Origin of the sequence: Pannonibacter anstelovis (assembly GCF_036881715.1) — a bacterium.
Classification (GTDB): Bacteria; Pseudomonadota; Alphaproteobacteria; order Rhizobiales; family Stappiaceae; genus Pannonibacter; species Pannonibacter anstelovis.
This window is the reverse complement of the sequence record NZ_JBAKBF010000009.1, coordinates 132,645-152,719: the sequence shown is the minus strand read 5'-3', so window position 1 is coordinate 152,719 and position 20,075 is coordinate 132,645. Positions and strand designations below refer to the sequence as shown.

Here is a 20,075-nt window from a genome sequence, read left to right as displayed (position 1 = left end):
TCACCGGGACGGCATAGCCCTGCGGCGCACCGGCCTTTGCAAGGCGAGATGTGCCATCATCTCTGTTCCAGCGACAAACCGCTCCCTCTGGCATTGCGCCAATCTGCATCATAAGTATGATGAAGTATGTTGATGCTGCAGGAGGTGCCTTCATGGGTGCTGTCGAACGAATGACAATCACCGTGCCGGCTGAGATGGCCGAGACATTGCGCCAGACGGTAGCGTCGGGAGAATATGCCTCGGCCAGCGAAGTGGTCCGGGAGGCTCTTCGTGCCTGGACCCGGAGCCGGGATGCAGAGCGGCAGGAGCTGGAGGCCTTGCGGGAGGCGATCAAGGCGGGGCTGGACAGCGGGCCGGGCATCCCGGCGGAACAGGTGTTCGCAGAACTCCGCGCAAGATATTCGGTGAAGCCCTGATCCATGGCGCGGCTGATCATCCTGCCGGCCGCCATGGCCGATCTGATCGAGATTGGTGACTTCATCGCCCAGGACAATCCTGCCCGGGCACTGTCCTTTGTGGCCGAAATCGAGGCCAGGATGCTTTAGGCTGCTGAACGTCCGGATAGTTTCCCTGCCCGGGACGATCTGTGCAAGGGGCTGCGTTCAGCCCGGCAAGGGCGTTACCTGATATTCTTTCTCGATGCTGGTGAGGAAGTGCGGGTTGTCCGGGTTCTCCACGCCATGCGAGATCTGCCGGACCTGCTGGGTTGAGCCCTCAGGGCCAACCATATGCAGCCGTCACCCCCTCACCCCCCGAGAAACCCTTCCAGCACGTTGACGCAGTTGGAGCCGAGGGCGTCGACGGCGTAGCCGCCTTCCATGACGAAGAGGGTGGGCTTGCCGAGGCGGGCGAGTCTGGCGCCGAGGCGCAGGAAGTCTTCCGGCACGAAGCGGAATTGGGAGATCGGGTCCTTCTCGTAGGTGTCGAGACCCAGCGAGACGATCAGCGCGTCCGGTGAATAGACCGTCAGCCACCGGCAGGCTTCTTCCAGCGCTTCCGAGTAACGGGCCCAATCGGTGCCGGGCGGCAGCGGCCAGTTCTGGGTGAAGCCCTTGCCTGCCTTTTCGCCCGTCTCGTCCGTATGGCCGAGGAAATAGGGGTACTCTTCCCTGGGGTCGGCGTGGATGGACAGGAACATCACGTCGGCGCGGTCGTAGAAGATCGCCTGGGTGCCATTGCCGTGGTGATAGTCCACGTCAAGAATGGCAACGCGTGCGGTTCCCTGATCACGCAGCCACTGGGCAGCGATGGCAGCATTGTTGAGAAAACAATAGCCACCGAAGTAATCGGCTGCTGCGTGATGTCCCGGCGGACGGCAGAGTGCAAATGCCGAGCGGTCGCCTTCGCGCAGGAAGCGGGCCGCCGTCAGCGCCGAATTGGCGCTGGCGGTGGCGGCGGCCCAGGTGTGCTCGCCCAGCGGCGTGCCAGCGTCAAAGGAGAAACGGCCAAGCATGCCGTCGATGTGGGTGGGCGTGGGCGACGAGCGCAGCTGGCGCACGGGCCAGACGAAGGGGAAAGCCTCGCCCTGACGCCCTGCAGCCGTCCAGCGGCTCCAGAAACTTTCGAGGAAGTCGAGATATTCGCATGTGTGCACCCGCTCCAGCGGGGCGCGGCCAAAGTCCTGCGGGGTCCACAGGGGTCCGATCTTGCGGTCAAGGATTTCGTTGCGGACCATCTCGGCCCGGCTGGGTATCTCCACGGCGGGTTTCAGCATCCCGTCCGAGATTTCCATCTTCGGGTCATGGGTCAGCTGGACGGGCGAAAAAACGGTCTTCATGCGGTGAGGCTCACGGCTGGAAGCGGAACTCGGTCACCTGACTATAGGTTGTTCCGGGCCGCAGCACAGCCCCCGCAAACTCCGTATGGTTAGGGCTGTCCGGCCAGCGCTGAGGTTCCAGGCAAAGCCCGGCATGCGGGCCATAGCGGCGCCCTTCCAAACCCTCGTAAGGCAGGCCAAGGCCGGAGGCATCATAGAACTGGACGCCCGGTTCGGTGGTCCAGAGTTCCATGGAAATGCCGGAGGTCTCGCCTTCCAGAACGGCAGCGAGGCGCAAGGTGTCTGACGGGGTGTCCGCCACGCAGAAATTATGGTCGTAGAGCACCCGTGCGTGATCCGCGCCCGTCTGGCGGATGGGCCGCTTGCTGCGGAAGTCAAAGGCGGTGCCCTCGACAGGCAGGATCCCGCCGGTGGGGATGCACTCTGCATCAACCGGCAGATAGCGGTCTGCAAGGATCTGCAGCCGGTGGCCGCTGATGTCGCCGGAACTGTCGAGATTGAAATAGCTGTGGTGGGCAAGGTTGACCAGCGTCGGCTGATCGGTCACCGCGCTCATCTCAAGGCGCAGTGTGCCAGTTTCCAGCAGCGTGTAGCGGCAGCGCAGGTCCACATTGCCCGGATAGCCTTCCTCGCCATCGGGAGAGGCGAGCGTCAGAAGCAGGCTGGAAGCCGAAAGCTCGGCGATCTGCCACAGCTTCTTGTCATAGCCGCACTGGCCGCCATGCAGGTGATTGCGGCCTTTTTCGTTGCAGGTAACCTGATGGGATACGCCATCCAGCGTGAAGCGGCCAGCAGCGATGCGGTTGGCATAGCGCCCGCAGGTTCCGCCGAAATAGGCCCCGTGAGCCTGATAGTCCTCAAGCGTGTTGAGTCCGAGGACCAGCGGGCGGCCATGAAGGCGCAGATCCCTGAGGGTTGCGCCGTAGGTCAGGATGGCAGCTTCGAGGGAACCGGCCCTCAGCGTGACTTCATTGACGGTTTCACCGCCGGGAAGGGTGCCAAAGGGCCGGATCATGTCTTTGCCGTCCGTTCAGGTCAGGATCAGAGGGTCTGGTTGTAGGCACCCACTTCCGGGTTTTCGCGCAGCACCGCATCCACAGCCTTGAACATCTCGTGCAGGCGCGCTTCGGAGGCCGGGCTTTCTACCACCACCACAAGCTCCGGCTTGTTGGAGGAAGCGCGGACGAGGCCCCAGGTGCCGTCTTCCGTCACAACGCGCACGCCATTGACGGTGATGAGATCGGTAATGGCCTGTCCGGCCACCTTCTCACCGGCGGCCTGCATGGCCTGGAAGCGGGCCACCACCTTGTCGACGATGCCGTACTTGATCTCGTCCTCGCAGTGCGGCGCCATGGTGGGCGAGCCCCAGGTCTTCGGCAGGGCACGGCGCAGGTCGGCCATGGACTTGTCCGGGTTGCGGTCCATCATGTCGAGGATGGCGATGGCCGAGACGAGGCCGTCGTCATAGCCGCGGCCAATCGGCGCGTTGAAGAAGTAGTGGCCGGACTTTTCAAAGCCGACGATCGCACCCAGCTCCGTCACGCGGCGCTTGATGTAGGAATGGCCGGTCTTGTAGTAGTCGGTCACCGCGCCATTGGCCTTCAGCACCGGATCGGTGTGGAACAGGCCCGTGGACTTCACGTCCACCACGAACTTCGAGTTCGGATAGAGCGAGGAAATGTCGCGGGCGAGCATCACGCCCACCTTGTCGGCGAAGATCTCCTCACCCTCGTTGTCCACCACACCGCAGCGGTCACCGTCGCCGTCAAAGCCGAGGCCCACGTCCGCGCCGGTTTCCAGAACCTTGTCGCGCAGGGCATGAAGCATCTTCATGTCCTCCGGGTTCGGATTGTAGTTCGGGAAGGTGTGGTCGAGGTCAGCGTCCAGCGGAATGACTTCCGCGCCCAGCATCTCCAGAACGCGCGGGGCGAAAGCACCGGCCGTGCCGTTTCCGCAGGCGGCCACGACCTTGATCGGGCGCTTCAGCTTGGCGCGCTCCGTCAGGTCCTTGATGTAAACTTCCGCGAAATTGTCGACATAACGGTAGGAGCCGGAGCCCTTGGACACGAAGGCCGAGTTCAGCACGATGTCCTTCAGGCGGCCCATTTCTTCCGGGCCGAAGGTCAGCGGGCGGTTGACGCCCATCTTCACGCCGGTCCAGCCATTGTCATTGTGCGAGGCGGTGATCATGGCAACGGCGGGAACGTCCAGCGCGAACTGGGCGAAATAGGCCATCGGCGACAGGGCAAGGCCGATATCATGCACGTTGATGCCCACAGCCATCAGCCCGTTAATCACGGCCATCTTGATGGAAGCGGAATAGCCGCGGAAGTCATGGCCAACGACGATATCCGGACGGATGCCGCGCTCATGCATCAGGGTGCCGATCCCCATGCCGAGGGCCTGCATGCCCATCAGGTTGATTTCCTTCTCGAACAGCCAGCGCGCGTCGTATTCGCGGAAGCCGGTGGGCTTGACCATCGGCTTGGACTCGTAGGCGTAGGTATTCGACTTCAGAAATGCTTCGGGTTTGGGAAACATGATGAACCTCGCAAAAGCTTGTGCCGGAAAAGACTAACGAAATGAGGGCTATCCGAGCGGCTGGACATTATTGAACCAGAAGCATCGTGTCACCAGAAATATCAAATCGTTTGAACCGGCGCAGCGCTGACATGCCAAGCAGTGGTGTCGACAATGAGGCATCGGGAATGACCACTGCATCCACATCCCGAAGAAACAGAGGACCCAGCTCCAGGGTTTTGATCTTCACCGGCGCAGCGGCAATGATGCCGTTTGCGGTGCTGATCCGGGCGGTGAAATCCTGTTCCTGCAGCTTGATCCCGGCACGCCGGGCGTCGGATGCAGGCAGGGCGACGAAGGTGGCGCCTGTGTCCACCATCATCTTCAACGTCTTTCCGTTGATGCGGGTTCCCGCGATGAAATGGCCGTTCCGCTCCGCCTTCAGTTTCAGCGTGCCCCCAGCGGTCCGGCTGGTCTTAAGGTCGCCACCCGTTTCGTCCCCGGCCTCAAACTCAACCAGCCCAGGCACGAATGGCACCAGGGCAACAAGCAAGACGAGGATCAGAAGGTAACGCAGCATGACCTTGCCGGATACACAGAGGATGGACGGACGATCCTTGTCACATCCGGCTTAGCATCCGGTGAACGGGGTCAGCTGCGGGTGATGGGGAGCGTTGCGGCAAGCTGGCTGATGGCAGCGGCATCTGGTGCGCTGCCCTGCGCGCCATTGGCGGTGCAGGCAAGGCTTCCGGCGGCAACACCAAAGGCCAGCGCTGCCCCCAGTTCATCGCCCCGGTCAAGCGCCGCCGCAAAGGCGCCGCAGAAAGCGTCGCCTGCGCCTGTAGTGTCCACCACACGCACCTTCGGCGTGGGCACGCTGTAAAGCGCCGTGCCGTCATGGGCGATGACGCCCTTGGCGCCCAGCGTTACGACAGCGAGCCGCGCAGTGCCGAGTCTGCCTTCGGCGACGGTGCGCACGAAGGCTTCCGGCTCGCCCGGCAGGCCCAGCTTTCCAGCGATCTCCATCGCCTCGCTCTCGTTGGCGATGACAATGTCGCTGAGGCTGGCAAGCTCGCTGACGGCCGGGTCTCCGGCGGGAGCGGTGTTGAGGATCACTGTTGCGCCGGCCTCGCGTGCAGCGGCAATGGCGGCGCGGATTTCAGCCGCCGGGGTTTCCATCTGCATCAGCAGGATGGAGCCTTGAGGCAGCTTGCCCTTGAGCCAGCTGGCAGAGACGCGGGCATTGACGCCGCTGGCAACGATGATGAGGTTCTCGCCGCTGGCTTCAACGCCGATCATGGCAATGCCGGTTGCCCCGTCGAGACGGCGCACGCCGGACAGATCGACACCGGCGGCTTCCAGATTGGCAAGGGCAGGGGCGGCAAACACATCCGTTCCCACCGCAGCTGTCATGGCCACGTCCGCTCCGGCGCGGCGGGCAGCCAGTGCCTGGTTGGCGCCCTTGCCGCCAGGAAAGTTCTGATGGTCCGGCCCGGCTGCCGTTTCACCCGGCAGAGGCAGACGCTCGACCGCCGCGACGAGATCAAGATTGATGGACCCGAAGACGGTGATCATGCGGGGCTGCTCCTGCCGGTGTCAGTCTTACTTCGTGCCGTACATGCGGTCTCCCGCATCGCCAAGGCCGGGAACGATGTAGCCGTGGTCGTTCAGCTTGGCGTCGATGGAGGCGGTGTAGACCGGCACGTCCGGATGGGCGGCGATGAACTTGGCAACACCCTCCGGGGCTGCCAGCAGGCAGAGGAAGCGGATGTTGTTGGCGCCGCGGGCCTTCAGCTTTTCAACGGCGGCAATGGCCGAATTGGCGGTGGCCAGCATTGGGTCGACAACGATGACAAGGCGCTCGCCCAGATCTTCCGGGGCCTTGAAGTAGTATTCCACCGGCGTCAGGGTTTCCGGGTCACGGTAGAGGCCGACATGGGCAACGCGGGCGGAGGGCACCAGATCCAGCATGCCTTCCAGCAGGCCGTTGCCGGCGCGCAGGATCGAGGCAAAGACAAGCTTCTTGCCCGCCAGTGTCGGGGCCTGCATCTCGCAGATCGGCGTTTCGATGGTGATCTGCGTCAGCGGCAGGTCGCGGGTCACCTCATAGCACAGCAGGGTCGAGATCTCGCGCAGCAGGCGGCGGAAGCCCTGGGTGGAGGTGGCCTTGTTGCGCATGATCGTGAGCTTGTGCTGGACCAGCGGATGATCAACTACGATGGCTCCGGACATGACTGCCTGTCTCCTGTTCTTGCGGCTTTGGGCCGTTGTGTCTTCTGATGTCTCTGTCTTTTCCTATGCACCGAAGAGCGCTCAAAAAACAGTCCCGGCGGCGGCAATTTTGCCGAAGTCCTCAACAGCTGCCGGGTTTTCCCGCAAAAGCATGGCAGCAAGCGGCAAGGTGCCTGCCTCTTCGATGCAGGTCAGAGGCAGGTCCTCTGCCTCCAACTCCAGGACCTCCCGAACCTTGTTTGCCAGCTCAAGGGTCAGCGTTCCGGTGAGGCCGCGCAGGATTGCTGCCTGCACCCGTGCATCGCCGTCCTGTAGGGCGAAGGAAACAACGCTGCCCGCCAGCATCAGCTGCACATGGTCTGTATCCGTGGGGCCGCCAAGGGCATCCAGATCCAGCGGTGCGATGCCAGCCCAGGCCAGCGGCTCAACGAGGGAGAGCGCCAGAAACCTTGCGCGTTCATGCAACGGGAGCAAGGGCTCGCCAGCCATGCTGCCCGCAAGCGCGGGCACACGGACCGTATCACCCAGCGGCACGCCTTTGAGGCTTTCAGTCCCCTCCCACAGCGGCACCAGCCCTTCCATGACGAGCGCGAAAATCCGCGCAAGGCTCAGGCTGCCGTCTTCCTGCCCTTCATCGAACAGCACGTCGAACAATCCGCCCGGGCGCGGCTCATCATCGCGGGCAAAGAGATCGGGCCGCATGCCTGCAAGTTCCCCCAGCCGGTGCAGGCGGGCAGTGAGTGTGGCCGCATGGCCCTCGTCCACCTGCAGGACCCGGGCAAGCTCTTCCGTTTCCACCCGGATGAGCGCATGGGCATCGGCGCGGATGGGATCAGCAGGCACGGCGGAGAAAAGCCCGCTGGTGAAAGCGGACAGGGTGGCCGCCATCATGCCTTCAGCCCCTGCAAGGCTCTCCCCGGTGAAAGGGTCATCGAACCTCCATCCCGGATCCGCAGGCGGGGTCATCAGCACTGCCGCGATGGCCGCATCAAAGGCGGCGCGGCCCATCATCCGCACATCGGGAAAGGCGCGGGCACCGGCAATCATGCCCCAGCGGTCTTCTCCGCCAGCCTCTGCCAGCCGCCACAGGGTGTGCGGGGCAAGCCCGGCCTCCGGCGCCGCAGCGCGCAGGATCGAAGCCACCCTTTGGGCAAGTGGCTCCAGCCGGCTTTCGTTCAGCCGGATGCCGGAAAGGGCATCGCGCCGTGCCAGATCCAGCAAACAGGCTGCACCCTCGCGCAAGGCTTGCGCGGTAAGCAGGTGGATGGCTTCAGAGGATGTTTCGGGGGCGGCGGGCGTTGTCATCGGCTTCGCGTCCTTTCGATGGAACGCTCTGGTCTTACAGGCGTTGGACCTCCAGGTCATGTCAGATTACAGGGGAGGGGGCTGTCATGTTGCTGCCGTGAAACCATGAACGGTTGATAAACCAGCATCATGCACGATCCGGGACAAGCTTGTCTTGTCGTCTGACCTCTGTCTCGGGCAGCATGAGTCACGCTCCTCACGCCATGCGCGCTGCTGAGGCTAAAAAAATCACTGCTGCTTTCCGGATTTCTTCATGTCGACCGTGCTTTCCATCGCCGCTCTCCTTCTTGGTTCTGGCCTGCTGCTGATGGCAGGCGGGCTGCACGGCCTGCTGCTGCCTGTGCGCGGTCTTGCCGAGGGCTTCTCCGACACGTCTCTCGGCATGCTGGGGGCCGGCTGGGCAGCGGGTTATATTGCCGGCTGCCTGCTGGTGCCGATGATCGTGAAGCGCGTCGGTCACATCCGCACCTTTGGCGTGATGGCCTCCATTGCCGCCATCTCCATGCTGCTGAACCTGTTGTTCATGATGCCGGAAGTCTGGATTCCGCTGCGCGCGCTCACCGGCTTCTGCTTCGCAGGCGGCGCCATGATCGTGGAAAGCTGGCTCAACGAGCGCGCCAACAACAAGACGCGCGGGCGGGTCTTCGGCATCTACACCATGATCAACCTGGGCTCGACCACGATCGGACAGATGCTGCTGACGCTGGGCGATCCCACCGGCTTCGTCTTCTTCGTGGTGGGCTCCATCATCTATTCCCTGTCGCTGCTGCCCACGGCCCTTTCCACCGCCGCAACCCCCACGCCGCTGACGCAGGCGCGGCTGGACCCGCGCAAGCTCTGGAAGAACTCGCCGGTTGCCGTGGTCGCCGTTGTCCTGACCGGCATTTCCAACGGTGCCTTCGGCACGCTGGGCGCGGTCTATGGGCGGCGCATCGGTCTTGAGGTGGGTGATGTTGCCGTCATGATGTCGCTGTCGCTCTTGATTGGCGCCCTCATTCAGGTGCCGGTGGGCATGGTGTCAGACCGGATCGACCGGCGCCTCGTGCTGATCGGCATGGGACTGGTCGCCATGGTGGTGGAAATTGTCCTGTCGCTGCTCTCCGCGCCCGGCAGCTCCACGGTGATCATCTTTGTGTCGCTCTTCGGCGGCATGATCTATTCCATGTATCCGGTCATCGTCGCACATGCCAATGACCACGCGGCACCGGGCGAGTTCCTCAAGACCAGCGGCGGGCTGCTGATGCTCTATGGCGTCGGCACCATGATCGGCCCAATCGCGGCTGCGGCGCTTATGTCTGCTACCTCGCCCTCGGCCCTGTTCCATGTAACGGCGGGCGCTCATCTGCTGATGGTGCTCTTCACCATCTGGCGCATGACCCAGCGCGCAAGCCTCAGCGTCGCGGAGAAGTCGGACTTCGTGCCCGTCATAACCACAGGCCGCCTGTCCACTCCGGAAACCGCCGCCATGGACCCGCGTTCTGACGACGAGCAGCAGAAAAAGGAAGCTGTGGCCTGAGGGGGGCAGCAGCTGTCTGTTTGCCGGCTGCAATCCCCTATGCCCGCAACCACCTAGCCGAGCTTCTGGTTGTCCACCTTGGCCAGCAGCCGTTCCTTGGTCGCCTTGTCGCAGAAGGCGGCTTCGATGGCGGTGCGGGTGAAGACGCGCTGGTCTTCCTGTGTCCAGTTGAAGGTCTTGGCCGTCAGGCTGTATTCCCGCCCCAGCGTGGTGCGGAAGAAGGGGGGATCATCCGAATTGAGGGTGATGCGCACGCCCGCCCGGCGCAGCAGGTTGACCGGGTGGAAGCGCAGCACCGGATAAAGCCCCAGCGCGGCGTTTGAGCCGGGGCAGACCTCCAGCACGATCCGCTCCGCCGCCAGCCGGTCCACCAGTGCCGGGCTTTCGATGGCCCGCACCCCATGGCCGATGCGCCGCACGCGCAGAAAGTCGAGGGCGGCGCTGATGCTTTCCGGGCCACCGAACTCTCCTGCATGGGCGGTCAGTCCCAGTCCGGCCTCGCCTGCCATGCGGAAGGCGCGGGCAAAATTGGCTGGATGGCCCTCGCGCTCGTCGCCTGCAAGGCCAAAGCCCGTCACCAGCGGATGCGGATTGGAGACGACCTCTTTCGCCACCCGTTCCACCGAGGCCGCACCGAAGTGGCGCACGCCAATGGCAATCATCCGGCCTTCGATGCCGGTTTCCGCCCTGGCCCGCTCAAGGCCTGCCGCCAGTCCTTCCACATAGGAGCGGTAGGAGAGGCCCGCCGATGTGGCATGATCGGGAGAGATGAAGATCTCGCCGTAAATGGCCCCTTCGGCGGCGAGCATGCGGAAATAGGTTTCGCTCAGCTGCGCATAGTCTCCGGGGCGGCGGAAGACGGAACTGGCAAGGTCATAAGCTTGAAGGAAGGTGGTGAAGTCGCTCCAGCGGTACTGGCCCTTGGCGTCGATGATCGAGGAAACGTCGATCTCCTCGCGCTTTGCGATCTTCTGAACGAGTGCGGGCGGGGCAGCCCCTTCGATATGGCAGTGCAATTCCGCCTTGAGCACCTGCTCCTGCACTGCCATGGGCCGCCCGTCCTTCCCTGAAAGCTGCCTGCCGGGTCCATGTCATGATCCGGCTCATTCACTGACAAAGTTGTTCCCGCCGCCGCACGTTGCGTCAAGAAGAAGCGGCGCATGGAGGCCGCTTCCCGGTGGAAAGTCAGGCTGCCAGAAAGCTGCGGCCATGGCGCCCGGCGGCAATGCCCAGATGCTCGGCGATGGTCTCGCCGATATCCGCATAGGTGCCGCGCCCGCCGATGCTCCGGCCTGCGATGCCGGGAGCAAAGCCCAGAACCGGCACATGCTCGCGCGTGTGGTCCGTACCGCGCCATGTGGGGTCGCAGCCGTGGTCGGCGGTCAGCAGCAGCAGGTCGCCGGGCTTGAGCTTCGCCATCAGCTCCGGCAGGCGCCGGTCGAACTCTTCCAGCGCTGCCGCATAGCCCGGCACATCACGGCGGTGGCCATAAAGGGAATCGAAGTCGATCAGGTTGGTGAAGACGAGATCGCCGTCTTGCGCCATGTCCATGGCTTCGAGCGTCTTGTCGAGAAGCTGGCCGTTGCCGGCGCCCTTCAGCACCTTGGTGACGCCCTGATGGGCGAAGATGTCGGAGATCTTGCCCACCCCGATCACCGTGCGCCCTTCGGCTGTCAACCTGTCGAGGAGGGTCGCCTCGGGCGGCAGAACCGAGTAGTCGCGCCGGTTGGCGGTGCGCACGAAATCCGCCGCGCTTGTGCCGGTAAAGGGCCGGGCGATGACGCGGCCGATGTTGTAAGGATCCACATGTTTGCGGGTCACTTCGCACAAGGCATAGAGCCTTTCGAGACCGAAGGCCTCCTCATGGGCGGCGATCTGCACCACGGAATCCGCCGAGGTGTAGAAGATCGGCTTGCCGGTGCGCAGGTGCTCTTCACCCAGCTCCGCAATCACTTCCGTGCCGGAGGCATGCTTGTCGCCGATGATGCCGGGAATGCCCGTCTCCGCAACAATGGCGGCGATCATCTCCGCCGGGAAGGTGGGGATGGTGGCCGGGAAATAACCCCAGTCGAACTCAACCGGCACGCCCGCGATTTCCCAGTGGCCGGACGGGGTGTCCTTGCCGTTGGACACTTCCGCCGCATAGCCCCACAGGCCCGTGGGGGCAGGGTCCGGCGCAAGGCCGGGCAGGGTCTTGCCGGTGGACAGCGTGGCGGCGGCGCCAAGGCCGAGGCGGTTCATGTTGGGCAGATGCAGCGGCCCGCTGCGCAGGCCCGGCTTGTCACCTTCTCCGTCCGCACAGCGCTGCGCGATATGGCCCAGCGTGTCGGAGCCCTCATCGCCGAAGCGGGCGGCATCCTGCGCACCGCCGATGCCAAAACTGTCGAGCACAACGAGAATGGCGCGAGGCATGCTCTGTTTCCTTTTTTCCCGAGGCGTGACGCCTCTCATTTTCTTTCACGGCAGCTCTTTCGGCTGCTTGTCGTGCGCGGCCTTACGGCGCGATATCATTTTCGCTCTGTACCGCGCCTCAGGGCGCGATCGCATTCCCACGCCGTATCGCACCTTAGGGTGCGATACGGGCAGCCACGATCGGATGGTCCTCGACGCTGGCGGCATCGCCGATGCTGTAGGCGGCGTTGAGGGCCTCTGTGGCGCGGCGCGCTGCGTCTTCAGTGGCGGCATGGACGATGGCAAGCGGGGCATCTGCATCCACCCGGTGACCAATGCCGGCCAGTTCCGTGAAGCCGACCGACGGGTCGATCACATCAGCCGCGACACGGCGGCCGCCGCCCAGCTCCACCACGGCAACGCCGATGGCGCGGGCGTCAACGCCAGTGATCACGCCCGGCTCTTTCGCATAGACCGGAGCAATGACGGGCGCCTTGGCGAGATAGAGCTCGCTCTTTTCCATGAAGTCCGCCGGGCCGCCGAGGGCGGTGACCATTTCGGCAAACTTTTCTGCCGCCCGGCCGCTTTCAAACGCGGCACGCATCAGATCGCAGCCTTCTCTGGCACTTTCGGCAATGCCGCCGGTGGCCAGCAGCTCGCCGCCCTGTGCCACGGTCACGTCCCACAGGCGGCTGTCGATGGAGGTGCCTTTCAGGAAGTCCACCGCATTCTGCATTTCCACTGCATTGCCTGCGGCAGACGCGAGGGACTCGTTCATATCCGTCAGCAGGGCCGTGGTTTTGAGTCCAGCGCCATTGGCGACGCGCACGAGACTTTCGGCCAATGCCTTGGCCTCCTCGAAGCTCTGCATGAAGGCGCCGGTGCCCCATTTCACATCGAGCACGAGGCCCTGAAGCCCCGCTGCGAGCTTCTTGGACAGGATCGAGGCGGTGATGAGGTCGATGCTCTCCACTGTGCCGGTCACATCGCGGATGGCGTAGAAGCGCTTGTCGGCCGGGGCAAGGTCGCTGGTCTGACCGATGACGGCGCAGCCCACTTCCTTCACCACCTTGCGGAACAGGGCATTGTCCGGCTGGGTCTTGTAGCCGGGGATGCTGTCGAACTTGTCCAGTGTGCCGCCGGTGTGGCCAAGGCCGCGTCCGGAGATCATCGGCACGGCTGCGCCGCAGGCGGCTAGGGCAGGGGCCAGCATCAGCGAGACGTTGTCGCCCACGCCGCCGGTCGAGTGCTTGTCCAGAACCGGTGCGTCCACATCGGACCAGTCCAGCACGGTGCCGCTGTCGCGCATGGCCAGCGTCAGGGACACGCGCTCGTCAATGGTCAGGCGCCGGAAGAAGATGGCCATAGCCAGCGCCGAGACCTGCCCCTCGCTGACGCTGCCATCTGCAAGGCCCTTGACGAAGAAGGCGATTTCCTCCCGCGTCAGCTGGCCGCCGTCCCGCTTCTTGCGGATGAGTTCCTGTGCCAGCATGTCAGTATCCTTCGCGCGCGCTGCCTGCGCCGCCCTTGATCACGTCAATCAGTGCATCCAGCAGCCCGCTGGCGCCGAAGCGGAATGTGGCCGATGAAACCCAGTTGGGCCCCAGAATCCGGTCGGCCAGCGCCAGATAGGCGGCAGCCTCGTCCAGCGTGCGGATGCCGCCTGCGGGCTTGAAGCCCACGTGACGGCCGGGTTGTTCGGTGCGTACCTCGTCGATCACCGTCAGCATGATCTCGGCAGCTTCCAGCGTCGCGTTGACCTTCACCTTGCCGGTGGAGGTCTTGATGAAATCGGCACCGGCTGCAATGGCGGTGAGCGAGGCCTGATGGATCAGCAGCGGGTCACCGATCTCACCGGTCTCGAGAATGACCTTCAGCTGCGCCGGGGCCGGAATGGCTGCCTTGACGCGGATGATCATCTCTTCGGCAAAGCCGCGGCGGCCTTCCACGAAGGCGCGGTAGGGCATCACGAGGTCGATCTCGTCCGCCCCATCGGCAATGGCCCTGGCTGTCTCTTCCACCACGGCGCGGGTGTCCACACCTCCTGCAGGGAAGTTGACGACGGTTGCGACCTTCACCGGCGTACCGGCCAGCTTCGCCTTCGCCTGCGCAACGAAGGCAGGATAGACGCAGACGGCGGCCACATGGCCATGCTCGGTCACGGCGCGGGCGCAGAGCGCATCGATATCGGCGGCGGTGCAGCCGTCATTCAGGTTCGTCAGATCGACAAGGGCGAGAGCACGGGCGGCAAGTTCCGCCTTGCTGGCTGCATCAGCCATGGGAAATCTCCTTCACGAAGCCGCGCACAAGTTGCTTCATGCGCGCAAGGCCGAGTTTGGCGACGGACTTGGTCTCGTCGTGGGACAGGCCATGGGCCTGCATGCCTGCGCCCAGATTGGTGATGATCGACATGGCGGCGACGCGCATGCCGAGGAACCTTGCAAGGATCACCTCCGGCACGGTGGACATGCCGACGGCATCAGCACCCAGAATGCGCGCCATGCGGATCTCTGCCGGGGTTTCGAAGGACGGGCCGGAGAACCACATGTAGACGCCCTCCGCCAGCGCATGGCCATCGGCCTTCGCGGCGCGGTGCATGGCGGCCTGCAGGTCCTTGTCATAGGCGGCGGTCATGTCGAGAAAGCGCTTTTCGTCTTCCTCGCCGATCAGCGGATTAAGGCCGGACCAGTTGATGTGATCGGTGATCAGCATCGGGCTGCCCGGCTGCACCTCCTCGCGCAGGGACCCGGCGGCATTGGTTGCTAGCAGGATCTCGCAGCCGAGCGCCTTCAGCGTTTCGACCGGCGTGCGCATGATGGAGGGATTGCCGCTCTCATAGTAATGGGCGCGGCCCGAGAGGATCACCACCGGCACGCCTTCCAGCTCGCCCGCCACCAGCTCACTGCCGTGCGACGAGACGGTGGAAACCGGAAAGCCCGGAAGCTTGCTGTAGGGAATGCGGACCGCATTCTCCATCTCGCCCGCCAGTTCACCGAGCCCGGAGCCCAGGATCATGCCGATGCGATAGCTGCCCGGGCGGGCGGCGCGGACGATTTCCGCGCAGTCATTGCCATAGCTGCTCATGGCGTTCGTCCCTTGTGTTGTTCTGTTTCAGCCTTGCAGGTTTGCTTCAGTCGAGAAGCTGGAAACCGGCGGGCAGCAATTCGTCGACGGTGAAGGTGCGGCGGATGCCTTCGAGATTGGCGATGTGGACCTTGACGGAACCGCCTGCGAATTCCTTCAGCTTCTGCCGGCAGCCGCCACAGGGCGTGCAGAGGGCGGCGTCAGCGATGACGACCACTTCCTCGATCTGCTGCTGACCGGCCAGAACCATGGCGGAAATCGCTCCGGCTTCGGCGCAGACGCCTTGCGGATAGGCGGCATTCTCCACGTTGCAGCCCGGATAGATCTTGCCGTCGGCGGCAAGGATCGCCGCGCCGACCTTGAAGTCCGAGTACCGGGCATAGGCGTTTTCGCGCGCGGCCTTTGCCGCCTCGAAGAGCTTGTCCACCGCGCTCATGTGCGCTCCTTCAGATAGGGGATGCCGCTGGCCTTGGGCGGAATGGCCTTGCCGATGAAGCCCGCCAGCAGGATGACCGTAAGAATGTAGGGAAGGGCCTGGAACACCTGCACAGGCACCTCACCGATGCCTGGAACCTGCTGGCCCTGAAGCCGGATCGCCACGGCATCCAGGAAACCGAACAGGAGGCAGGCGTAGAGGGCGTTCACTGGCTTCCACTTGGCAAAGATCAGTGCTGCCAGCGCGATGTAGCCGCGCCCTGCCGTCATGTCCTTGATGAAGCCGGAGGACTGGGCAATGGCCAGATAGCTGCCCGCAAACCCGCAGAGAATGCCGCACATGATCACGGCCCGGTAGCGCAGGAAGGTGACGGAGATGCCTGCCGTATCCACCGCTGCCGGGTTCTCGCCCACCGCGCGCAGCCGCAGGCCAAAACGGGTGCGGTAGAGCACCCACCATGTGGCAGGAACGGCAAGGAAGGCGAGGTAGACGAGGATATTGTGTCCGGAAATCAGCTCCGAATAGATGCCGCCAATGACCGGCACGTCCTTCAGGGCGGCGGCAAAGGGCAGTTCGATGTCGAGAAAACGCCCGCCAGCTGACAGTGACGGCGTGCGCCCGCCCTGATTGAACCAGGCCTGCCCCAGAAGCGCCGTCAGCCCTGCCGCTAGAAAGTTGATGGCGACGCCGGACACGATCTGATTACCCCGGTTGGTGATCGAGGCAAAGCCATGCAGCAGTGCAAGGCCGACAGCGACAACAATGCCCGCACCAAGCCCGGCCCAGGCATTGCCGGTGATGAAGGCAACCGAGGCGGCACCAAAGGCGGCGCCCAGCATCTTGCCTTCGAGGCCGATGTCGACAATGCCCGAACGTTCCGAATAAAGCCCGGCAAGACAGGCCAGCAGCAGCGGCGCAGCAAGGCGGACTGTAGAGTCGAGGATGAGGATAAGGGTCTCGAACATGGCTCGTTCTCCCGTCAGGCCGTCTTGCCGGCAGCGGCGGCCGGCTTGGCGGAGAAGCTGAACAGACGCACCAGCGCCGGGCGGAACATGTACTCCAGCGCCCCGGCAAACAGCACGACGAGGCCCTGGATGACCACGATCATGTCACGGGTGATCGCCGGCATTTCGAAGGCAAGCTCGGCACCGCCCTGGTAGAGCATGCCGAACAGGATCGCCGCCAGCATGATGCCCACCGGGTGCGCCCGGCCCATCAGCGCCACGGCGATGCCCACAAAGCCGTAGCCGGAGACGAATTCGATCAGCAGCCGGTGCTGCGAGCCGACGATTTCGTTGATGGCCATCAGCCCGGCGAGCCCGCCGGAAATCAGCATGGTGATGATGGTGATGCGCACGGGTGAAATGCCGGCATAGACGGCGGCAGAGGGATTGGCACCAAAGGTGCGGATCTCATAGCCAAGCCGCGTTCGCCAGATCAGCAGCCACACCAGCACAAGGGCTGCCAGCGCAAGAAAGACTGCAAGATTGACCTGCGACGAGCCGAAGAAATCCGTGCCGAAGAAATCCCCCAGCAGCGGCAGCTGCCCGCCTTCGGAGAAGGTACGGGTTTCCGGCTGCATGGAGCCGGACTTGTTGATCACCTTCACCAGCAGATAGCCCATCAGCGCGGTGCCGATGAAGTTGAACATGATGGTGGTGATGACGATATGGCTGCCGCGCTTTGCCTGCAGCCAGGCAGGAATGGCTGCCCAGGCTGCGCCATAAAGGGCTGCCGCCAGCACGGCAAACGGAACCGTGATCCACCAGGGCGCATACTGGTCCAGCGCAAGGCAGGCAAGCGCAGCGCCAAGACCGCCGAGATAGGCTTGCCCCTCACCGCCGATGTTGAAAAGCCCGGCATGGAAGGCAACGGCCACGGCAAGGCCCGTGAAGATGAAGTTGGTGGCGTAGAACAGCGTGAAGCCGATCCCCTCGCCATAGCCGAGGGACCCCCACAGCAGGATCTGAACCGCATCCAGCGGGTTCTCGCCGATCAGCAGCACCACAAGGCCGGAGACGAGGAAAGCCGCCGTGAGATTGACAAGCGGGATCAGGCCGAAGTCGATCCAGCGGGGCAGGGAACCGGCACTCATGCTCTGCCTCCTTGGGCGGCGCGGGCGGGCACGTCATCCGTGACACCGGCCATCAGCAGGCCGCATTCGTTTTCGGTGGCATCCGGTCCGCGCTCGCCGACAAGGCGGCCGTCGAACATGACCAGGATGCGGTCGGACAGGGAGCGGATCTCGTCCAGCTCCACGGAGACAAGCAGCAGGCCCTTGCCTGCATCGCGCAGCTCGATCAGCCGCTTGTGAATGAATTCGATGGCGCCAATATCGACGCCGCGCGTTGGCTGCCCGACCAGCAGCACGTTCGGGTCCCGCTCGATCTCGCGGGCCAGAACCACCTTCTGCTGATTGCCGCCGGAGAAATTGGCGGTTTTCAGCAGAGGGTTGGGCGGGCGGATGTCGTATTTGGCAATTTCCGCTTCGGCCGCCTTGCGGATGGCCCGCATGTCCAGCAGCGGGCCCTTCGAATAGGCTGGATCGTTGTGATAGCCCAGAATGGCGTTCTCATATTCTGCAAAGGACGTGACAAGCCCCATGCGGTGGCGGTCTTCGGGCACATGGCCCATGCTCATGGCGCGGATTTCCGCTGGATTTTTGGGGTTGGCCGCAAGATCTATGGTCTCGCCATTCAGCCACATGCGGCCCTTGCGGGCCCGGCGGATGCCCGCCAGAGTCTCCAGCAGTTCCGACTGGCCGTTGCCCGAGACACCGGCAATGCCGACGATTTCGCCGGCGCGGATCTCAAAGGAAACATCCTTCACCACATCGACGCCCCGGCTGTCGGTGACGGTGAGGTTTTCGACGGCCAGCACCCGTTCGGCGGGCTTGGCTGGCTGCTTGTTGACCTTCAGCAGCACACTGCGGCCCACCATCAGCTCGGCCAGTTCCTCCATGGAGGTTTCTGCCGTCTTGCGGGTGGCCACCATTTCGCCGCGGCGCATGACGGACACCGTGTCGGTGATGGCCATGATCTCGCGCAGCTTGTGCGTGATGAGCAGCACCGTCTTGCCCTGTGCCTTTAGGACTTTCAGGATTTCAAAGAGATGGTCAGCCTCGGCCGGGGTCAGCACTCCCGTGGGCTCGTCCAGGATCAGCACTTCCGCGCCGCGGCAGAGTGCTTTCAGAATCTCCACCCGCTGCTGCAGGCCGACCGGCAGGTCGCCGACGACCGCATCGGGATCGATCTTCAGGTCATATTCGCTTTCCAGCCGGGCCAGTTCGGCCCGCACCTTGCCCGCACCGCCCGCCAGCATGCTGCCGCCTTCGGCGCCCAGCATGACGTTTTCCAGCACGGTAAAGGGATCCACCAGCATGAAATGCTGATGCACCATGCCGATACCAAGGCCGATGGCATGGCGGGAGTCGCGGATGGTCACTTCCTTGCCATCCACCAGGATCTCGCCGCTGTCGGCATTGTAGAAGCCGTAAAGGATCGACATCAGGGTCGATTTTCCGGCCCCGTTCTCGCCGATGATGCCGTGGATCGACCCTTTGCCCACCACAAGATCGATGTTCTTGTTGGCGTGCACGGGCCCGAAGGACTTGTTGATCTTGCGAAGCTCGATGGCGGCGGTCATGGATGCTCCCGCGCGTCTGGCCACAGGGCCGGCGTCAGTCGGTGAAGGGGCCGGGCGTACGGCACGGCATCATCAAGGAATTGGCCCTTGCTCTGGCCTTCCGGCTCAGGAGCAAGGGCCGCGTTCCCTCAGGTGATTACGGGCAGGTCTTGTCCGTCATATAGTCGTGGACGGTGATCTTGCCCGAGATGATGTCGGCCTTGGCCTGGTCGGCTGCAGCCTTCATGTCGGCGGTGACCAGCTTCTCGTTATACTGGTCGAGCGCATAGTCCACGCCGCCTTCGGCGAGGCCGAGCACTTCGATGCCGCTGGTCCACTGGCCGTTCTTGGCGTCGGTGAAGGCCTTGTCCACGGCCACGTCCACGCGCTTCAGCATGGAGGTCAGGACCTTGCCCGGATGCAGGGCATTCTGGTTGCTGTCGACGCCGATGCCGAGCTTGCCTGCGTCAGCTGCTGCCTGCAGCACGCCAATGCCGGTGGCGCCAGCGGCGTGATAGACAACGTCCGCGCCACGGTCGAACTGGGACTTGGCCAGTTCGCCGCCCTTGACCGGGTCGTTCCATGCCGCGCCGGTGGTGCCGGTCATGTTCTGGAAGACTTCAGCCTGGGGGTTGGTGGCCATCACGCCCTGCTTGTAGCCGCAGGCGAACTTGTGGATCAGGTCGATATCCATGCCGCCGACGAAGCCGACCTTGCCGGTCTGCGATGCCTTGGCAGCCAGCAGGCCGACGAGGTAGGAGCCTTCATGCTCCTTGAATACGATGGAACGGACGTTCGGCAGGTCCACGACCATGTCGACGATGGCGAACTGGATGTCCGGGAATTCCTTGGCGACCTTCTCGATTGCGTTGGCATGCGAGAAGCCGATGGCGATGATCGGGCTCATGCCGCGCTTGGCGAAATTGCGCAGGGCCTGCTCGCGCTGGCTATCGTTCTGGATTTCGAAGTCACGGTATTCGACGCCCGTGTCCTTCTTGAACTTCTCGGCGCCCGTATAGGCGGATTCGTTGAACGACTTATCGAATTTGCCGCCGAGGTCATAGACGACCGCCGGCTTGAAATCCGCTGCAAAGGCGGTGCTGGCCATCATGACGCCTGCAATGGCGGCGCCCGTCATCAGGAACTTCTTCACGTTCTTATCCTCCGGCACTGGTCCAGCCACCATGGCT

The 20,075-nt window shown here is 63.7% G+C and carries 19 protein-coding genes and 1 pseudogene; 3 read left to right on the top strand and 17 right to left on the bottom strand.

The genetic code is table 11. The annotated features are described in order from the left end of the window. Positions 1 to 152: 152 nt before the first annotated feature. Together V6L75_RS15015 and V6L75_RS15010 are read left to right on the top strand one after the other, a co-directional pair. Complete coding sequence (locus tag V6L75_RS15015; RefSeq protein WP_334252292.1) at positions 153 to 416, top strand: type II toxin-antitoxin system ParD family antitoxin; 264 nt, start codon at positions 153 to 155, stop codon at positions 414 to 416. 3 nt (positions 417 to 419) lie between these two features. Then, a pseudogene (locus V6L75_RS15010) lies at positions 420 to 710 on the top strand (type II toxin-antitoxin system RelE/ParE family toxin). A gap of 35 nt (positions 711 to 745) precedes the next feature. Here V6L75_RS15010 and V6L75_RS15005 read toward each other — a convergent pair. The 7 genes from V6L75_RS15005 to V6L75_RS14975 all read right to left on the bottom strand — a co-directional run bounded on the left by V6L75_RS15005 (position 746) and on the right by V6L75_RS14975 (position 7,834). Then, a complete protein-coding gene (locus V6L75_RS15005) occupies positions 746 to 1,777 on the bottom strand; it encodes a histone deacetylase family protein (RefSeq protein WP_334252291.1) in 1,032 nt (343 codons plus the stop codon). A gap of 10 nt (positions 1,778 to 1,787) precedes the next feature. Continuing rightward, on the bottom strand, positions 1,788 to 2,792 hold the full coding sequence (locus tag V6L75_RS15000) for an aldose epimerase family protein (RefSeq protein ID WP_334252290.1): 1,005 nt from the start codon (positions 2,790 to 2,792) through the stop codon (positions 1,788 to 1,790). Positions 2,793 to 2,818: 26 nt separating this feature from the next. Beyond that, positions 2,819 to 4,318, bottom strand: coding sequence for a phosphomannomutase/phosphoglucomutase (locus V6L75_RS14995; RefSeq protein ID WP_334252289.1), 1,500 nt, complete (start codon positions 4,316 to 4,318; stop codon positions 2,819 to 2,821). A 67-nt stretch (positions 4,319 to 4,385) separates the two neighbouring features. Continuing rightward, the gene (locus V6L75_RS14990) at positions 4,386 to 4,877 is read right to left on the bottom strand and encodes a retropepsin-like aspartic protease family protein (protein WP_334252288.1); all 492 of its coding nucleotides are present in this window, start codon (positions 4,875 to 4,877) and stop codon (positions 4,386 to 4,388) included. A gap of 71 nt (positions 4,878 to 4,948) precedes the next feature. Beyond that, on the bottom strand, positions 4,949 to 5,872 hold the full coding sequence (locus V6L75_RS14985; RefSeq protein ID WP_334252287.1) for a ribokinase: 924 nt from the start codon (positions 5,870 to 5,872) through the stop codon (positions 4,949 to 4,951). A gap of 27 nt (positions 5,873 to 5,899) precedes the next feature. Next, on the bottom strand, positions 5,900 to 6,529 hold the full coding sequence (upp, locus tag V6L75_RS14980; RefSeq protein WP_050472227.1) for a uracil phosphoribosyltransferase: 630 nt from the start codon (positions 6,527 to 6,529) through the stop codon (positions 5,900 to 5,902). An 81-nt stretch (positions 6,530 to 6,610) separates the two neighbouring features. Further along, positions 6,611 to 7,834, bottom strand: a complete 1,224-nt coding sequence (locus V6L75_RS14975) for a DUF1688 family protein (protein ID WP_334252286.1) — start codon at positions 7,832 to 7,834, stop codon at positions 6,611 to 6,613. A 253-nt stretch (positions 7,835 to 8,087) separates the two neighbouring features. On the opposite strand from V6L75_RS14975, the gene V6L75_RS14970 reads away from it, so the two are divergent. Further along, positions 8,088 to 9,350 (top strand): MFS transporter, encoded by a 1,263-nt coding sequence (locus V6L75_RS14970; RefSeq protein WP_334252285.1) that lies wholly within the window; start codon positions 8,088 to 8,090, stop codon positions 9,348 to 9,350. 53 nt (positions 9,351 to 9,403) lie between these two features. On the opposite strand, the gene V6L75_RS14965 is transcribed toward V6L75_RS14970, so the two are convergent. The 10 genes from V6L75_RS14965 to V6L75_RS14920 all read right to left on the bottom strand — a co-directional run bounded on the left by V6L75_RS14965 (position 9,404) and on the right by V6L75_RS14920 (position 20,023). After that, the gene (locus tag V6L75_RS14965; protein WP_334252284.1) at positions 9,404 to 10,399 is read right to left on the bottom strand and encodes an adenosine deaminase; all 996 of its coding nucleotides are present in this window, start codon (positions 10,397 to 10,399) and stop codon (positions 9,404 to 9,406) included. Positions 10,400 to 10,535: 136 nt separating this feature from the next. Next, the gene (locus V6L75_RS14960) at positions 10,536 to 11,762 is read right to left on the bottom strand and encodes a phosphopentomutase (RefSeq protein ID WP_334252283.1); all 1,227 of its coding nucleotides are present in this window, start codon (positions 11,760 to 11,762) and stop codon (positions 10,536 to 10,538) included. Between the two features lie 154 nt (positions 11,763 to 11,916). Further along, the gene (gene deoA / locus V6L75_RS14955) at positions 11,917 to 13,233 is read right to left on the bottom strand and encodes a thymidine phosphorylase (protein WP_334252282.1); all 1,317 of its coding nucleotides are present in this window, start codon (positions 13,231 to 13,233) and stop codon (positions 11,917 to 11,919) included. Between the two features lies 1 nt (position 13,234). Continuing rightward, the gene (deoC, locus tag V6L75_RS14950; protein WP_334252281.1) at positions 13,235 to 14,020 is read right to left on the bottom strand and encodes a deoxyribose-phosphate aldolase; all 786 of its coding nucleotides are present in this window, start codon (positions 14,018 to 14,020) and stop codon (positions 13,235 to 13,237) included. Next, positions 14,013 to 14,825: a purine-nucleoside phosphorylase gene (locus tag V6L75_RS14945; RefSeq protein ID WP_019963429.1), complete on the bottom strand. Its 813-nt coding sequence runs from the start codon at positions 14,823 to 14,825 to the stop codon at positions 14,013 to 14,015. The genes deoC and V6L75_RS14945 overlap by 8 nt, the downstream gene beginning before the upstream one ends. A 46-nt stretch (positions 14,826 to 14,871) precedes the next feature. Beyond that, a complete protein-coding gene (gene cdd, locus V6L75_RS14940; protein ID WP_334252280.1) occupies positions 14,872 to 15,261 on the bottom strand; it encodes a cytidine deaminase in 390 nt (129 codons plus the stop codon). Next, entirely contained in the window at positions 15,258 to 16,226 is a 969-nt protein-coding gene (locus V6L75_RS14935) for an ABC transporter permease (RefSeq protein ID WP_334252279.1), read from the bottom strand. The genes cdd and V6L75_RS14935 overlap by 4 nt, the downstream gene beginning before the upstream one ends. Before the next feature lie 14 nt (positions 16,227 to 16,240). Continuing rightward, a complete protein-coding gene (locus tag V6L75_RS14930; RefSeq protein WP_334252278.1) occupies positions 16,241 to 17,356 on the bottom strand; it encodes an ABC transporter permease in 1,116 nt (371 codons plus the stop codon). Further along, positions 17,353 to 18,906, bottom strand: a complete 1,554-nt coding sequence (locus V6L75_RS14925) for an ABC transporter ATP-binding protein (protein ID WP_334252277.1) — start codon at positions 18,904 to 18,906, stop codon at positions 17,353 to 17,355. The genes V6L75_RS14930 and V6L75_RS14925 overlap by 4 nt, the downstream gene beginning before the upstream one ends. Before the next feature lie 136 nt (positions 18,907 to 19,042). Beyond that, positions 19,043 to 20,023 carry a BMP family lipoprotein gene (locus V6L75_RS14920; RefSeq protein ID WP_334252344.1) on the bottom strand — a complete coding sequence of 327 codons (981 nt, stop codon included), beginning with the start codon at positions 20,021 to 20,023 and terminating at the stop codon, positions 19,043 to 19,045. Positions 20,024 to 20,075 lie beyond the last annotated feature (52 nt).

Bases quoted from the DNA above. Each gene is read 5' to 3' on its own strand.
- V6L75_RS15015 (WP_334252292.1), top strand. From the start codon at position 153: ATGGGTGCTGTCGAACGAATGACAATCACCGTGCCGGCTGAGATGGCC.
- V6L75_RS15005 (WP_334252291.1), bottom strand. From the start codon at position 1,777: ATGAAGACCGTTTTTTCGCCCGTCCAGCTGACCCATGACCCGAAGATG.
- V6L75_RS15000 (WP_334252290.1), bottom strand. From the start codon at position 2,792: ATGATCCGGCCCTTTGGCACCCTTCCCGGCGGTGAAACCGTCAATGAA.
- V6L75_RS14995 (WP_334252289.1), bottom strand. From the start codon at position 4,318: ATGTTTCCCAAACCCGAAGCATTTCTGAAGTCGAATACCTACGCCTAC.
- V6L75_RS14990 (WP_334252288.1), bottom strand. From the start codon at position 4,877: ATGCTGCGTTACCTTCTGATCCTCGTCTTGCTTGTTGCCCTGGTGCCA.
- V6L75_RS14985 (WP_334252287.1), bottom strand. From the start codon at position 5,872: ATGATCACCGTCTTCGGGTCCATCAATCTTGATCTCGTCGCGGCGGTC.
- upp (WP_050472227.1), bottom strand. From the start codon at position 6,529: ATGTCCGGAGCCATCGTAGTTGATCATCCGCTGGTCCAGCACAAGCTC.
- V6L75_RS14975 (WP_334252286.1), bottom strand. From the start codon at position 7,834: ATGACAACGCCCGCCGCCCCCGAAACATCCTCTGAAGCCATCCACCTG.
- V6L75_RS14970 (WP_334252285.1), top strand. From the start codon at position 8,088: ATGTCGACCGTGCTTTCCATCGCCGCTCTCCTTCTTGGTTCTGGCCTG.
- V6L75_RS14965 (WP_334252284.1), bottom strand. From the start codon at position 10,399: ATGGCAGTGCAGGAGCAGGTGCTCAAGGCGGAATTGCACTGCCATATC.
- V6L75_RS14960 (WP_334252283.1), bottom strand. From the start codon at position 11,762: ATGCCTCGCGCCATTCTCGTTGTGCTCGACAGTTTTGGCATCGGCGGT.
- deoA (WP_334252282.1), bottom strand. From the start codon at position 13,233: ATGCTGGCACAGGAACTCATCCGCAAGAAGCGGGACGGCGGCCAGCTG.
- deoC (WP_334252281.1), bottom strand. From the start codon at position 14,020: ATGGCTGATGCAGCCAGCAAGGCGGAACTTGCCGCCCGTGCTCTCGCC.
- V6L75_RS14945 (WP_019963429.1), bottom strand. From the start codon at position 14,825: ATGAGCAGCTATGGCAATGACTGCGCGGAAATCGTCCGCGCCGCCCGC.
- cdd (WP_334252280.1), bottom strand. From the start codon at position 15,261: ATGAGCGCGGTGGACAAGCTCTTCGAGGCGGCAAAGGCCGCGCGCGAA.
- V6L75_RS14935 (WP_334252279.1), bottom strand. From the start codon at position 16,226: ATGTTCGAGACCCTTATCCTCATCCTCGACTCTACAGTCCGCCTTGCT.
- V6L75_RS14930 (WP_334252278.1), bottom strand. From the start codon at position 17,356: ATGAGTGCCGGTTCCCTGCCCCGCTGGATCGACTTCGGCCTGATCCCG.
- V6L75_RS14925 (WP_334252277.1), bottom strand. From the start codon at position 18,906: ATGACCGCCGCCATCGAGCTTCGCAAGATCAACAAGTCCTTCGGGCCC.
- V6L75_RS14920 (WP_334252344.1), bottom strand. From the start codon at position 20,023: ATGACGGGCGCCGCCATTGCAGGCGTCATGATGGCCAGCACCGCCTTT.